This is a genomic window from Saccharomonospora xinjiangensis XJ-54, from assembly GCF_000258175.1.
In the GTDB taxonomy this organism is placed as follows: domain Bacteria; phylum Actinomycetota; class Actinomycetes; order Mycobacteriales; family Pseudonocardiaceae; genus Saccharomonospora; species Saccharomonospora xinjiangensis.
On the sequence record NZ_JH636049.1, the window covers coordinates 445,311 to 459,135 of the forward strand.

The following is a 13,825-nucleotide window of genomic DNA, read 5'->3' on the forward strand; positions in this document are numbered from 1 at the left end:
CTCTCCTCACTGCGGTGCTCCACGCCCCTGGAGGATCGCCGCCAGTTCGGCGACCACCTCCTCGGGCGTGCGGCTGTCGGTGCCGACCTCGACGGTGGCCACCGACCGGTAGACGGGGAGCCGGGCCTCCAGCAGCGCCCGGTAGGTGGCACGGGGATTGACGCCCGCGAGCAGCGGCCGCGAACTGGACAGGCCGGTGCGCCGCACGCCCTCGGCCATGCCGACGTTGAGAAACACCACCCGGTGTCCCTCAAGGCGCGCTCTGGTGCGCTGCGACAGCACCGCACCCCCTCCCAGCGCGTACACGCCCGTGTACTCGCGAAGACCTCGAGCGACCGTCTCTTCCTCGATCGCACGGAACGCGGGCTCGCCGTCGGTGGCGAAGATGTCGGAGATCGTGCGGCCCTGCTCCCGCTCGATGTCGGCGTCGGCGTCGTGGAAATCGACACCGAGATGCGCCGCCAGCAACCTGCCGACCGTGCTCTTTCCCGAACCGGGAGGACCGATCACCACGATCGGCCCGCTGTCCTCGACCTCGTTCACCGGGACGGCCGCTCCCAGAACTCACGCACGCTCGCCAGGTAGGACTCGGCATTGCGCCGCGACTCGGCCAGCGAGTCGCCGCCGAACTTCTCCAGCGCGGCATCGGCGAGCACGAGCGCCACCATCGACTCCAGCACCACACCAGCCCTCGGCACGGCACACACGTCGGAGCGCTGGTGGATCGCGACCGCGGGCTCACCCGTTGTGACGTCTACTGTGGACAACGCGCGGGGGACGGTGGAGATCGGCTTCATGGCGACGCGGACGCGAAGCGGCTCGCCGTTGGTCATGCCGCCCTCAAGCCCACCGGCGCGGTTGCTGCGGCGCGTCACGCCGTGCGGCCCGCCGGCGTCGATCTCGTCGTGCGCCTCGCTGCCCCACCGCTGTGCCGTGGTGAAACCGTCTCCGACCTCGACGCCCTTCATGGCCTGCACCCCCATCAGCGCACCGGCGAGCCGCGCGTCGAGGCGGCGGTCCCAGTGCACATGCGAGCCGAGGCCGGGTGGCAGGCCGTAGGCGATCACCTCGACGACACCGCCTACGGTGTCGCCTGCCTTCCTGACCTTCTCCACCTCGGCCATCATCGCGTCGCCTGCCTCCTCGCCGAAGGCCCTGACCGGGCTCTCATCGACGGCGGCGAGGTCACCGGGCTCCGGCAACGGACCCTCGGGCGCCGAGGCCCTGCCGATCGACACCACGTGGCTGACGATCTCGACTCCGAGGAGCTGCCGCAGGAAGGCCCTGGCGACGGTGCCCAGTGCGGTCCTCGACGCCGTCTCCCGCGCACTGGCGCGCTCCAGCACGGGCCTCGCCTCCTCGAACCCGTACTTCAGCATGCCGGGAAGGTCGGCGTGCCCCGGGCGAGGCCGGGTCAGCGGAGCGTTGCGCGCGAGCCCGTCCAGCTCCGCCGCGTCCACGGGATCGGCGGCCATCACCTTCTCCCACTTGGGCCACTCGGTGTTGTCGATCTTCACCGCGATAGGCCCGCCCTGGGTGAGTCCATGCCGGACACCGCCGAGGAACTCCACGTGGTCGGCCTCGAAGATCATGCGGGGACTGGCACCGAAGCCAAGGCGGCGACGGGCCAACTGCGCGCTCAGCTCGTCCGTCGTGATCTCCACGCCCGCCACCATGCCCTCGAGGATGGCGGACAGAGCGGGGCCGTGCGATTCACCAGCGGTTATCCAACGCAACACAGCGCCCATGTTGTCACGCGCCGAAAACGCCGTGTCAGCTGCCCACCGACGGCAGCCCGCCGGGGAACGACACGCTCACGCTGGTGGCCACAAGCAGACCGGGGCCGTGGGGAACGCCGTCCCGCCACCTCGACACCCTGGCACACAGTGCCACGACCGCGAGCAAGGACGTCAACAGCGACGCCAGCCCGAAGGACACCACCAGCGTCGGCCAGCCCGCGGCGGCGGCCAGCGCCCCGAGGCTTCCCGACAGCTTGACGTCCCCGGCACCGACCGCACCGGGAGCCAGCGCACACACGAGCAGGTGGAAGGCCAGCACCGCCGCACAGCCGACGACCGCGGCGACCACGAGTGGAGGCCCTGGTCCGCCCAGCGCCGCCGCGCACACGGCGAGAGCCGCGAGCGCGTACGCGGGCATCGTCAGCACGTCGGGCAGCCTGCGGTGGAGCACATCGGCGACCGCCAGCGGAACGGCGAAGACCGTGGCCGCCAGCGGGATGGGAAGCCACCACTCCGGGAACATGCCGCCACTTTTCAACGCCCACACCACTCCCCACAGCACACCGGTCGCGACGGCGCACGGCACAACGGGGACGGGCGCAGGCCGTGCCCGTTGTGCCGTGGCCGCGAGCAGCCGGCTCGCTGCCCATCCCGCCGCGGTCCCGAGACAGATCACGATTCCCCACATGTCCGCAAGCCTGCGCCGCCCACCCACCGGCCTTCAACCCGCACCGTGAGCGAATGGGCACTCTCGGTTCCTCAGTCCTCCGAACACCACTCGCCGGGGTGATGGCGGGAGGGTCTGCCAGGCGCTTCCGGTCGCCAGCGGCTCCGCGGCTTCCCTGCCGACTCGCCGCCGGATGTCCAGTGCATTTCCCGTGGTGTCCGGCACTGCCCTGGGCACCCGCACCCGTCCAGCCGGACACCTCGCGGATAATCAAGACCTCACACTCGGACATGACCGGCGAACCCGGCAGACCCGCTTACGGAGGACCGATGAACGGCCACGCGCATTCCCGACGCACTGTGCTGACCACCGGAGCCGCTGTGGCCGGGGCAGCACTCGGAACCGCGGCCCTCGCCTCCTGCTCCGGTGGCGGGCCCGGGCAGGGCGGGCAATCGCAGCCCGCGCCGAAGGGCGCGCGGCTCGCTGGGCTCGACGAGGTTCCCATCGGAACGGCGAGGCCCGTCACCACACCCGACGGTCACAAGATCATCATTTCCCGGCGTTCGGAGAACGAGGTCGCAGGCTTCAGCGCGGTCTGCACCCACCAGGGTTGCACCGTCGCACCGGAACCCGAGCAGCTGCGCTGCCCGTGCCACAACTCCCTTTTCGACAAGTTCACCGGCGCGGTGCGCGGTGGCCCCGCCGACGCGCCGCTGCGTCCCATCAACGTCGCGATCGAGGGCGACGACATCGTGACGGCCTGACGAGGACGCTGCCGGAGAGCAGGCACCAGCCGGCGCCGGGGGCAGCGATGCGGAATCCCCCGCCCCGGCCCCGGACCGGGCCGCCCGCACGCGCCGACGGTCAGCCGCCCCAGGTGAACAGCGGGTCGCCTCCGGCGATCGGCCCGTCTGCCCGCAGGTCCGACAGCACGTCGGCCGGGGCGTCCAGCGCGACCACCGGCACCACCGGCGAGTATCCGGCGGCCAGCACGGCATCGGGGTCCCAGCCGATCACGGGCTGACCGGCGCGCACCGACTCGCCCCGCACGACGTGCAGGGTGAAGCCCTCGCCCTTCTGCTTGACCGTGTCGATGCCCAGGTGCACGAGTACGGCCCTGCCGTCGGCGGAGGCGATCACGAAGGCGTGCGGGTGCAGGGTCGCCACGGTGCCCTCGATCGGGGACACGGCGTCGGACCGCCCACCGCTCGGCCGCACCGCGACACCCGGCCCCACCATCGCCTCGGCGAACACCGGGTCGGGAACGTCGGCCATCGGCATCGTCGCGCCCGTGACGGGGCTGAGCACGGTGAGTGTCACATCAGGTCCTGGATGTCCTCGGCGATGGCATCGGCCTCGGGCCCCACGACCACCTGGACGACGTCGCCGACCTTCGTGACCCCGTGCACGCCGAGTTTGCGCAGTGCGTTCTCGTCCACCACGGAGGCGTCCTCCAGCTCACACCGCAGGCGCGTGATGCATCCCTCGATCTCCACGACGTTGCCCGCGCCGCCGAGCGCCGCGAGGATCTGCTGGGGCCTTTCGTCCGCCATGACGGCCTCCCTCTCGTTGTCCACACCATCCACCGCGTTCACGGTGTTCACCGCCTTCACGGGGTCGCAGTGCGTTCACAGCCACGAACACGTAACGGTGGTTGACACCCGGGCGGGCTGGGGAGCATTCTGCCCCATCACGCCAGTGGTCTAGACCGGAACGTACCAATTCCCGGACGGCGAGGCGAGCACGGAGGTGGACGATGGGCGGTGCGCGCGCTGCGAGCGGAAACACCGGCCGCATTCACGAAGGACCGGCATCGTGGCACGCCCTGCCGGCAGCGATCCCGCCCCGGGTGCGGGGCGACGACAGCCACCACCATGCCGTCTTGAACCCCGCTGCCGTTCCCGCGCCGGAAACCCCGGCTGCGGAACCTGGAACCCGGCGAAGGACATGACGTTCCGGCGCCGAGGCGACCGCCACCGGGTCGCGGTGGCACAGGGCGCTGAGCACCGCACCTCGTCGCCGAGCATCGGGCGCACGAGCGCCCAGATCAGTACAGGAGTGCAGGGAGGACACGCATGAGCACCACAGCCGACACCAAACGACCACAACGCGGGCTCGCGGGGCTGCAACGGTTCGGCCGCAGCCTCATGCTCCCGATCGCCGCGCTGCCCGCTGCGGGCCTGCTGCTGCGGCTGGGGCAGGACGACATGCTGGGCCGCTGGGACGCGACAGCCGACATCGCCAAGGTCCTCGCCGCGGCGGGCGGCGGGCTGTTCGACTGGCTGCCGTTGCTGTTCGCGGTTGGGATCGCTGTCGGCTTCGCCCGCAAGGGCGACGGCTCCACCGGCGTGGCCGCGGTGGTCGGGTTCATCGTGTTCAGCAAGGTCGTCCAGGTCTTCGCCCCCATCGAGGAGATTGAGGGCTTCGAGCCGACAGCGGGCTGGTATCTCGCCCCGATCAAGTGGCCGTACAGCGTGCTGTCCGGTGTTGTCGTCGGTCTGGTGACCGCGGTGGTGTGGCAGCGGTTCTACCGCGTGAAACTGCCGCCGTATCTCGCGTTCTTCGGTGGGCGGCGATTCGTGCCGATCGTCAACTCCGTCGCGCTGCTGCTGCTCGGCGTGGTGTTCGGGCTCGTGTTCCCTGTCATCGACGCTGGCATCCACAACCTGGGTGAGCTGGCCACCAGCGACGCGGTGATCGGTGGCGGTGTCTACGGTGTGCTCAACCGGCTGTTGATCCCCATCGGCCTGCACCAGTTGCTCAACGTGCCCGTCTGGTTCGTGTTCGACGGCGGCGACATCAACAACTTCTTCGCGGGCGACCCGGACGCGGGCGCGTTCATGACCGGGTTCTTCCCGATCTTCATGTTCGCCCTGCCCGCCGCCGCGTTGGCGATCTGGCAAACCGCGCGCCCGAGCCAGAAGAAGGTCGTCGGCGGCATCATGATCACCGGCGCGCTCACCGCGTTCCTCACGGGCATCACGGAGCCCATCGAGTTCTCGTTCATGTACGTCGCGTGGCCGCTGTACCTGATTCACGCGCTGCTGACCGGCATCTCGCTGGCACTGGTGAACGCACTCGACATCCACCTCGGGTTCACGTTCTCCGCCGGTGGCATCGACTTCCTCCTCAACGCGGGCGCCGACGCCGCCAGCAAGGCGTGGCTGCTGATCCCGATCGGCCTGGTCTACGCGGCGATCTACTACCTGCTCTTCCGCTGGGTGATCACCAAGTGGAACCTCCGCACACCGGGCCGTGAGGCGGACGACGACGAGTCACCGGCGAACGGCGATAACGCCGATGGCACCGGCGGCGGTGCGGAAGCCGGGGACGCGACCCGCGATGTGCCGGGCTCGACGGAGCCGACCGAGCAGACGAAGAAGGGATGACGAGATGGCCGAACGCACCGTCACGGTGGCGAGCAAGGTGGGCCTGCACGCACGACCGGCGGCACTGGTGGCGAGGATCGCGGCGGCGCAGCCCGTGGTGGTCACCATCGCGAAGGCGGGAGGCGCGCCGGTGGCCGCGTCGAGCGTGCTCAACCTGATGACCCTCGGCGCCGCCCACGGCGACTCCGTCGTGATCGCCGCCGAGGGCGACGGCGCCGAAGCCGCCGTGAACGCGGTCGCCGACCTCGTCGCCAAGGACCTCGACGGCTAGGTTCCGTTTCGGCTGGTCCTGTTTCGCCACTTCCGGGCACACACACGCGGCCCGTCCCGTTCGCTCGGGGCGGGCCGCGTGTGTGTGCCGCCCGATCGGGGTACTCGATCCGCATGCAGGCACGAGCGCAGCATCATCGCCCTCGCACCCGCGAGGAGTACCAAAGGGGCCTGCCCGACTACCACGATCCGACCGCGGGTTTCGGCGGCGCCGCACCCGCGTACAGCGCGCTGACCCTGCGGATCGTCCTCGCCACTCTCGCCGTGCTCCTCTGCGCGGGAGGGGCTGTCCTCTTCGCCGTCTACGGCGAGTGGTGGGGGACGGTCCTGCTCGGCGTCGTCGGACTCGGAAGTCTGGTCGATCTCGGGTGGGTCATCCACCGCAAACGACGGGGAGAGCCCGGATGAGCAGGCGGGGACAGCGAGCAACGAGGACAGCCCTGCATCGCGACACCGGCCGCGTCTACGCCGACCGCGAGGCGGGAGGCCAGGCATTGGCCGAGGTGCTGCGGGAGTACGACTGGGTCGAACCCGTCGTGCTCGGTCTCGCCAGAGGCGGGGTCCCTGTCGCCGCGGAGGTGGCCGGGGAGCTCGGCGCGCCCCTCGGGGTCGCGGTGGCCCGCAAGATCGGCGCGCCGGGACGGCCGGAGTTCGGCATCGGCGCCGTCACCGCTCACGGCCCCGTTGTGGTGGACGAGCAGAGTGTGCGGATGCTCGGCATGACGCCCTCCGACCTCGACGAGGCCGCCGCGCGCGAGCGCGAGGAGGTCCGGCGCAGGCTCGACGTCTACCAGCGAGGCCGCGACCCCGAGCGGCTGGAAGGGCGTGACGTGCTTGTCGTGGACGACGGGCTCGCCACGGGCGTCACGGCGAGGGCGTCGCTACGTGAGCTGCGGAGGGAGGGGCCGCGCAGGCTCGTGTTCGCCGCGCCCGTCTGCGCGCCGCAGGCCGCGTCCGCCCTGCACGCCGACGCCGACGAGGTGATCTGCGTGTCCGAGCCGCCGTTCTTCCAGGCGGTCGGCCAGTGGTACGGCAATTTCTCCCAGACCAGCGACGACGAGGTGGTCGCGCTCCTCGATCGATACGCGAAGGGGGCGCGATGACCGTTCCGTTCGGGGTCGCGGCTGGCACGGCGGCATTGTCGGGGGATCTGACGGTGCCCTCCGACGCGCTCGGTGTGGTGGCGTTCGCCCACGGTTCCGGCAGTTCCCGGCACAGCCCCCGCAACGTCGCGGTGGCGCGCAGTCTCCAGGACCGCAGGCTCGCGACGTTGCTGTTCGATCTCCTCTCACGGGAGGAGGAACGGCGTGACGCGGCCACCGGCGAACTGCGGTTCGACATCGGCCTGCTCGCCGACCGGCTCGTCAACGCCGTGGACCAGCTCGGCGAGGACGCCACGACCCGCGCGCTGCCGATCGGGCTGTTCGGAGCCAGCACCGGAGCCGCGGCCGCACTGGTGGCCGCAGCGCGCAGACCGGAACTCGTGCGCGCGGTCGTCTCACGGGGCGGGCGTCCCGACCTCGCCGATGACGCGCTACCCGACGTCGAATGCCCCACCCTGCTCGTGGTCGGCGGCGCCGACACGCAGGTGCAGCGGCTGAACGAGCAGGCGGCAAGCCGGCTGTCGGCGCCGCACGAACTCCGGATCGTGCCGAACGCCACGCACCTCTTCGAGGAACCGGGAGCGCTGGAGGCGGTCGCCGATCTGGCGGGAGAGTGGTTCACCCGCCACCTGCCACGCTGACCACCGTGTCCGCACCTCCCGCACGCGTGCTTGCACCTCCCGCACGCATGTCCACACCGCAAAGCGCAAACACCCGTACACAGACTGCGGACACGACACCCCGCGTCTCGTGTCCGCACCTGCCGTACGGGTGTCCGCACTTCCTGCACGGGTGTCGGACCTCCCGCACACGTGTCCGCACCTGCCGTACGGGTGTCCGCACTTCCTGCACGTGGGTTTCGCGGGTCGCAGGCAGCGCCCCGTTAGAGTGGAGCCATGGACAGCGTGCGGTTGATCGAGCAGTGGCCCGTTGACAATGCGGCGACGGCGGTGGTGCGGGCTGACGGCACCGTCCTCGGCGCCCACGGCGACACGGCACGGGTCTTCCCGCTCGCGTCGGTGACCAAGCTGTTCACCACCTACACCACCCTCATCGCCGTCGAGGAGGGCGCGGTGGACCTCGACCAGCCCGCAGGCCCCGAGGGCTCCACGGTGCGGCACCTGCTGGCCCACACCTCGGGTCTCGGGTTCAGCGAGCACAAGGTCCTCGCCCCGGCGGGTCAGCGCCGCCTGTACTCCAGCGCCGGGTTCGAGCAGCTGGCCGATGCGTTGACCGAACACACCGGCATCGCGTTCGACACCTACCAGAACGAGGCCGTGTTCCAGCCGCTGGGCATGCACGACACCGCTCTGAAGGGCTCCCCCGGCTCCGGCGCGGAGTCCACCGTGGACGACCTCGTCCGGTTCGCCACCGAACTCCAGACCCCGAGCCTCGTCGATCCCTCCACATTGGAGGCCGCAACGCAGGTCGCGTTCCCCGGTCTCACGGGCGTGCTTCCCGGTTTCGGCCACCAGAAACCCAACGACTGGGGACTCGGCTTCGAGTTGCGCGACCACAAGGACCCTCACTGGACGGGCAAGAACAGCTCACCGAGGACGTTCGGCCACTTCGGGCAGTCCGGCACGTTCCTGTGGGTTGACCCCGACGCGGGGGTGGCGTGTGTGACGCTCACCGACCGCGCGTTCGGTCCCTGGGCCGCGCGGGTGTGGCCGGAGTTCACCGACGCCGTGCTCGCCGAGCTGGCCTGACTCGCCGGTGCGGGATCAGCTCTCCAGCACCCGCACCGGTTCGCCCCGTGAGAAGGCGGCGATGTCGGCGACGGCGTCGCGGTAGAAGACCTCGTAGGTGTCGCGCGTCACGAATCCGATGTGCGGGGTGAGCACGGCGTTGGGCAGCGACCGCAGTGGATGGTCGGACGGCAGCGGTTCCACGTCGTAGACGTCGAGGGCAGCGGCCCCGATCACACCGTGCCGCAGCGCGTGGACGAGTGCGCCGGTGTCCACGATCGGCGCGCGGGAGGTGTTGACCAGCAACGCCGTGGGTTTCATCGCCGCGAGTTCGGCCGCCCCCAGGAGCCCGCGCGTGCGCTTGCTCAGCACGAGATGCACCGTCAGCACATCGGCACTCGCCAGCAGCTCCTCTTTGGACACGGCCGTGACGTCGTGTTCGGCGGCCCGCTCCTGTGTGAGGTTGTGGCTCCACGCGATCGTGCGCATGCCGAAGGCCTGCCCCACCCTGGCGACCTGTGCGCCGAGCCTGCCCAACCCGAGCACGCCGAGGGTCCTGCCTCGCAGGGACGTCCCCAGCGTGGTCTGCCAGCCCCCTTCCCGCATCGCACGCAGTTCGGTGTGCAGGTTGCGGCTGGCCGCGAGGATCAACGCCCAGGTCAGCTCCACCGTGGGGTGCGCGACGTACCCGGTGCCACACACGACAACGCCGTGCCTGCGCGCCGCCTCGACGTCGATGGAGGCGTTGCGCTGTCCTGTGGTCACCAACAGCCGGAGATCGGCAAGCCGGGACAGCAACTGCTCGCCGAACGGGGTGCGCTCCCGCATGGCCACCACGACGTCGAAACCTGCCAGCCGCCGCACCAGCTCGTCCTGGTCGGCGATGTGTTCGGTGAACACGTGGACGTCGGCGTCGAGACAGTCCCAGTCGGCGAGGCCGAGTGCGACGTTCTGGTAGTCGTCGAGGATCGCGATCCGCATGGCACCACGCTAGCGTGCGGCGCCGGAGGTCTCACGGGCGCACGTCCACCCACACCAGATGATGGTCGGACGCGGAGTTCAGCCGGTCGAGAGCCGTTCCCGGCACCGGCCAGAAGATCCCGTCGCGCACGACCCGCATCCCCCGCGAGGGCAGCACGTAATCGACCCTGAGGTTGCCCGGCTGCTCGTCACCGAAGTCGGCGGTGTCGTGCCACGGGTCACCGCGGTGGCTGTCGTTGGCGCCGCCCTGAAGCAGCGCCGCCGCCGCGCCGCCCGCGCTCGCCGGCCGGGTGTCACGCACCCTCGGCGCGTCCAACAATTGGTGCGCGGCGCCGTCGGTGCTGTCGCCGTCGAGGGGATCGGCGTTGTAGTCGCCCGCGATCACAAACCGCTCACCGGCCGCGAGTCCGCCCCTGCGGCCGGTGTCGTCGTAGACGTATCCACCCCGTCCCGGCGTGACGTAGTCGGCCCAGAACCGGATCTCGTCGTGGTTCCGCCTGCCGTTGCGGTCCTCCGGCCCGTCGAAGGTGGGCGGGGTGGGGTGCGCGGCGAGCACGTGGACGGTCCTGCCGCCCACCTCGACCGGAACGTCCCAATGGGACTTCGACGACAGCCGCAGCGTGTCCAGTGCCTTTTCCGAGTACCAGTCTCCCTGCTCCGGCGTGGCCGTGTCGTCCGGCAGCAACGCGTCCGGCATGTCCTTCCACAGGAAGGTGCGGAATGTCCGCACGCGCTCGGTGTCGATGGGATGGCGAGACAGCAGCAGCATCCCGTACTGGCCGGGGAACATTCCGAAGCCGTGGGCGTCGCCGGGGCCGCCGACCCTGCCGTCGCGGTCGAGGTCGTGCCCCGTCTGCACGCCCGTGTTGACCGGTGCGACGTAGGCGTACGGGTAGTGGATGGGCCTCGCGCCGTTCTGCGGCACCTGGAGGTAGTTGCGCCGGAAGGCGTCGGCCGCCGCCCCGCCCTCGACGTAGTCGAATTCGTTGACCAGCAGCACGTCCGGCCTGCTGCGCTGGATCACCTCGGCGACCGCCCTCGCCTGCTTGTCGTCCCCTGTGGACAGATCGGCGAGCAACTCCGACTCGGAGGAACGGTTCAGCGAGGCGTTGAACGTGGCGAACCGCACCGGCTCCCTGTGCGGTGAACCCTGTGGGCCCGCCGCCGCCACTCCCGCGGTCGCCGACAACACCAGCGTGGCCACGAGCGCCACGGTTTTCCCTCGCATCAGACCTCCACTGCCACTCGACCCGCGACACCCTAACCGGCGAAGGTGAACGCCGGAGGTCTCGCGGGTTGATCGTGGCGGATCAGTCGAGCGGCAACGGGAGGATGCCGTGGGTGGCCTCGCGGAGAGCGTCCCGCATCACCGCGCGCGGCGCCGCTCGCCCTGTGAACTGCTCAACCTGCCCGAATGCCTGATGCAGCAGCATGTCCAGCCCCGTGGCCACCCTGCCGCCCCGCGCCGCGACGGCCTCGGCCAGGGGCGTCGGCCACGGGTGGTAGATCACGTCGAGCACGCACGGCACCGCAGCCAGCGCGGGCACGTGCGGTGCCACCGCATCGGGCGGCACCGTGCTCACGAGTACTCGCGCCGACGCGGCGAGCGCGCCGAAGTCCGCCTCCGCCCACCGGTGCACGACCACGCCGAGCCCTGCCCCGCGGGCCGTCTCGGCCGTGGCCTTCGCCCTTGCCGGGTCGCGCACCACGATGTGAACGTCCGTGAGACCGAGTTCCCCGAGAGCCGCCACGGCGGCCGCCGCCGTACCCCCCGCACCGAGGACCATCCCGGTGGCAGGCGACCCCGGCCGGAACCCGCCCGCGGCGCGCAGCGCGCCCGTGACACCGTCCACATCGGTGCAATCGGCGCGCCACCCTCCCGAAGGCAGCCGGACCAGCGTGTTGGCCGCCCCCACAGCCAGCGCGCGCGGGGTCGCCTCGTCGGCGACGGCCAACGCGGCCCGCTTGCCGGGCATGGTCACCGACAGCCCCACCCACTCCTCGCCGAGCGAGTGGACGAAACCGGGCAGCGCCTCGGCATCGACCTCATGGGTGTCGTAGTGCCAGCCGGTGAGCCCCAGCGCGGCGTAGGCGGCGTTGTGCAGGACGGGCGACAGCGAATGCCGCACGGGCGAACCCAGCACGCCCGCCCTGCGAAACGCCACTGTGGACACACCGGGCTCAGTAGACACCGCGCGCTCTCGCGTCGTCCCTGTCGGCCTGATGGTCGGCGTACTCGACGTTGAAGCACGAAAGGCCGTTCTTCTCGCACTTCACGAAGTACACGAAGTCGGTGTCCTCCGGGTTCAGCGCCGCCTCGACGGCCTCAAGGCTCGGCGCCCCGATCGGTGTCTGCGGAAGCCCGGTCATCCGGTAGGTGTTCCACGGCGTCTGCTTCTCCCGCTCCTGCGCCTTCGTCGTCAACGTCGGCCTTTCGAGCGGGTAGTTCACCGTGGAGTCCATTTCGAGGCGCATGTCGATCTCCAGCCGGTTGTAGATGACACTGGAGACCTTCGTGAAGTCGGCCTTGACGCCCTCCATCTCGACGATCGACGCGATGACCAGCACCTGGTACGGGCTGTACGGCGTGCTGCCTGCCGCGCTCGGCAGCCCAGCGGCCTCCATCCTCGTCGCCGAGGCCGTGAGCACCTGCGACAGCAGCTCCTTGGCGTCCCCGCCGGGCTTGACGTCGTAGACGCCCGGCGCGATCAGCCCTTCCAGCTTGCGCCCCTTCGGTGCCTTCCCCGCATCCGCCACGGCCCAGTCGGGAACACCGAGTTCGGCGAGGTCGGCGGTGTCGGCCGTTTTGCGGAGCTCTTCGGCGGACACGCACGTCTCCTTGCCGCCGAGCTGTGCGCACGAGGCGTCGGCAAGCAACGTGAAGATGCCGGGTGTCACCGAGTCGTCGGGCTGCGTGACGTCGAAGAGCTTGGTCCCTGCCTTGATCTGGAGGTGACCGACCCTCGCGTCGTCGTCCACAAGGGCCTCCACGGCGGCCTGGCCCGACATCTTGGTCTTGACCTGGTAGTAGCCCGGCTGGATGCCGAGCACCCGCTCGTCGCCCTCACCTGCCTCCACGAACGCCTCCGGGCTGGCCACCACGTCGAGTTCGGCGAGCTTGGCCGCGATCGCGCTCGTGACGTCGCCCTCCTCGACGTGGAGGATCACGTCGGCCTCGCCGGACCCCTCGTAGTCGTCGTAACCGAAGCCCAGCAGCTCTCGCGCACCGAAGTAGGCGCCCGCGCCCAGCAGCGCCAGCAGGCCCATGGCCGCGACCCACTTCAGCGATCGCCGTCCTCGCCCCTCGCGCCGGGTGCCTGCGTCCTCGTCGTCGCGCTCGTCGGCGAAGTACTCCGGTTCCGCGCGGTCGTCACCGTCGAAACCATCGAAACCGTCGAAGTCATCGCCGTCGTCGAAGTCGTGTTCGCCGCCGGTTCGGACCCTTCCCTCGCGGAGGTCGCCGGGTTCCCCGTTGCCGGTCCGGCTGTCGTCGCCGTCGGCGTCGCCACGACCGTCGTCATCGGCGTCATCGTCGTAGTCGTCGTAGTCGTCGTCATCGTCGTAGTCGTTGTAGCCGCGACGGTCGCCCTCGATCTCCTCGTCGTAGAGGTCGTCGTAGGGCTCGTCGAGTTCGAGGATCTCGGTGGGATTGTCGTCGGCGGGCACACCGTCGTTGGGCGAGGGCCTGCGCCGCCGCACGGGTGGCCTTCCCGCACGCCTGACAGGAGGCGGCGGCTGCGGAGGTTGCGCCTGCGGCGGACGTGGTGCGGGACCGTCGTCCAGCAGGTCCCCGTGCTCGCGCACGCGCCGGGGCGGCAGATCCGGCTCGACCACGGCGGGGCGGGGAGCACGGGGCGCGCGGTGCGGCGGAAGCGGATTCTCACCGCTGACCGCGTGCCTCGGCGGCCTCGGCGGTGGCTGCCGGGTCCCTGAGGGGTCCTGCGGCGACGGCGCCTGCGGTGGCTGTCTTCTCTGGTCCTGCGGCGGC

Annotated in this window: 16 protein-coding genes; 7 read left to right on the top strand and 9 right to left on the bottom strand. The window is 70.7% G+C overall.

The features are described 5' to 3' along the window. Nucleotides 1-6: 6 nt before the first annotated feature. The 3 genes from SACXIDRAFT_RS01515 to SACXIDRAFT_RS01525 are packed head-to-tail and all read right to left on the bottom strand — an operon-like array spanning nt 7 to nt 2,427. The gene (locus tag SACXIDRAFT_RS01515) at nt 7-543 is read right to left on the bottom strand and encodes a shikimate kinase (RefSeq protein ID WP_006236687.1); all 537 of its coding nucleotides are present in this window, start codon (nt 541-543) and stop codon (nt 7-9) included. After that, on the bottom strand, nt 540-1,739 hold the full coding sequence (gene aroC / locus SACXIDRAFT_RS01520) for a chorismate synthase (RefSeq protein ID WP_040922383.1): 1,200 nt from the start codon (nt 1,737-1,739) through the stop codon (nt 540-542). The genes SACXIDRAFT_RS01515 and aroC overlap by 4 nt, the downstream gene beginning before the upstream one ends. Before the next feature lie 34 nt (nt 1,740-1,773). Continuing rightward, nucleotides 1,774-2,427, bottom strand: coding sequence for a prepilin peptidase (locus SACXIDRAFT_RS01525; RefSeq protein WP_006236689.1), 654 nt, complete (start codon nt 2,425-2,427; stop codon nt 1,774-1,776). A gap of 308 nt (nt 2,428-2,735) precedes the next feature. On the opposite strand from SACXIDRAFT_RS01525, the gene SACXIDRAFT_RS01530 reads away from it, so the two are divergent. Further along, nucleotides 2,736-3,170, top strand: a complete 435-nt coding sequence (locus SACXIDRAFT_RS01530; protein ID WP_006236690.1) for a Rieske (2Fe-2S) protein — start codon at nt 2,736-2,738, stop codon at nt 3,168-3,170. A 100-nt stretch (nt 3,171-3,270) separates the two neighbouring features. Here SACXIDRAFT_RS01530 and SACXIDRAFT_RS01535 read toward each other — a convergent pair whose 3' ends face one another. Both SACXIDRAFT_RS01535 and SACXIDRAFT_RS01540 read right to left on the bottom strand, forming a co-directional pair. Then, nucleotides 3,271-3,726, bottom strand: a complete 456-nt coding sequence (locus SACXIDRAFT_RS01535) for a PTS sugar transporter subunit IIA (RefSeq protein WP_006236691.1) — start codon at nt 3,724-3,726, stop codon at nt 3,271-3,273. Continuing rightward, nucleotides 3,723-3,959: a PTS sugar transporter subunit IIB gene (locus SACXIDRAFT_RS01540; protein ID WP_040922384.1), complete on the bottom strand. Its 237-nt coding sequence runs from the start codon at nt 3,957-3,959 to the stop codon at nt 3,723-3,725. Before SACXIDRAFT_RS01540 ends, SACXIDRAFT_RS01535 begins: the two co-directional genes overlap by 4 nt. Before the next feature lie 522 nt (nt 3,960-4,481). On the opposite strand from SACXIDRAFT_RS01540, the gene SACXIDRAFT_RS01545 reads away from it, so the two are divergent. The 6 genes from SACXIDRAFT_RS01545 (at nt 4,482) to SACXIDRAFT_RS01570 (ending at nt 8,877) form a co-directional block, all read left to right on the top strand. After that, nucleotides 4,482-5,795, top strand: coding sequence for a PTS transporter subunit EIIC (locus SACXIDRAFT_RS01545; protein WP_006236693.1), 1,314 nt, complete (start codon nt 4,482-4,484; stop codon nt 5,793-5,795). Between the two features lie 4 nt (nt 5,796-5,799). Next, nucleotides 5,800-6,066, top strand: a complete 267-nt coding sequence (locus SACXIDRAFT_RS01550) for an HPr family phosphocarrier protein (RefSeq protein WP_006236694.1) — start codon at nt 5,800-5,802, stop codon at nt 6,064-6,066. Between the two features lie 113 nt (nt 6,067-6,179). Continuing rightward, nucleotides 6,180-6,473, top strand: coding sequence for a DUF6343 family protein (locus tag SACXIDRAFT_RS01555; protein ID WP_006236695.1), 294 nt, complete (start codon nt 6,180-6,182; stop codon nt 6,471-6,473). Continuing rightward, complete coding sequence (locus tag SACXIDRAFT_RS01560) at nt 6,470-7,168, top strand: phosphoribosyltransferase (protein WP_006236696.1); 699 nt, start codon at nt 6,470-6,472, stop codon at nt 7,166-7,168. The genes SACXIDRAFT_RS01555 and SACXIDRAFT_RS01560 overlap by 4 nt, the downstream gene beginning before the upstream one ends. Further along, on the top strand, nt 7,165-7,809 hold the full coding sequence (locus tag SACXIDRAFT_RS01565; RefSeq protein ID WP_006236697.1) for a dienelactone hydrolase family protein: 645 nt from the start codon (nt 7,165-7,167) through the stop codon (nt 7,807-7,809). Before SACXIDRAFT_RS01560 ends, SACXIDRAFT_RS01565 begins: the two co-directional genes overlap by 4 nt. Nucleotides 7,810-8,064: 255 nt before the next feature. Beyond that, the gene (locus SACXIDRAFT_RS01570; protein ID WP_006236698.1) at nt 8,065-8,877 is read left to right on the top strand and encodes a serine hydrolase domain-containing protein; all 813 of its coding nucleotides are present in this window, start codon (nt 8,065-8,067) and stop codon (nt 8,875-8,877) included. Nucleotides 8,878-8,892: 15 nt separating this feature from the next. On the opposite strand, the gene SACXIDRAFT_RS01575 is transcribed toward SACXIDRAFT_RS01570, so the two are convergent. The 4 genes from SACXIDRAFT_RS01575 to mltG form a co-directional block, all read right to left on the bottom strand. Continuing rightward, the gene (locus SACXIDRAFT_RS01575; protein ID WP_006236699.1) at nt 8,893-9,837 is read right to left on the bottom strand and encodes a D-2-hydroxyacid dehydrogenase family protein; all 945 of its coding nucleotides are present in this window, start codon (nt 9,835-9,837) and stop codon (nt 8,893-8,895) included. Between the two features lie 31 nt (nt 9,838-9,868). Continuing rightward, nucleotides 9,869-11,065, bottom strand: coding sequence for an endonuclease/exonuclease/phosphatase family protein (locus tag SACXIDRAFT_RS01580; protein WP_006236700.1), 1,197 nt, complete (start codon nt 11,063-11,065; stop codon nt 9,869-9,871). An 82-nt stretch (nt 11,066-11,147) separates the two neighbouring features. Then, a complete protein-coding gene (locus tag SACXIDRAFT_RS01585; RefSeq protein ID WP_040922003.1) occupies nt 11,148-12,002 on the bottom strand; it encodes a shikimate dehydrogenase in 855 nt (284 codons plus the stop codon). 16 nt (nt 12,003-12,018) lie between these two features. Continuing rightward, complete coding sequence (gene mltG / locus SACXIDRAFT_RS01590) at nt 12,019-13,536, bottom strand: endolytic transglycosylase MltG (protein WP_006236702.1); 1,518 nt, start codon at nt 13,534-13,536, stop codon at nt 12,019-12,021. Nucleotides 13,537-13,825 lie beyond the last annotated feature (289 nt).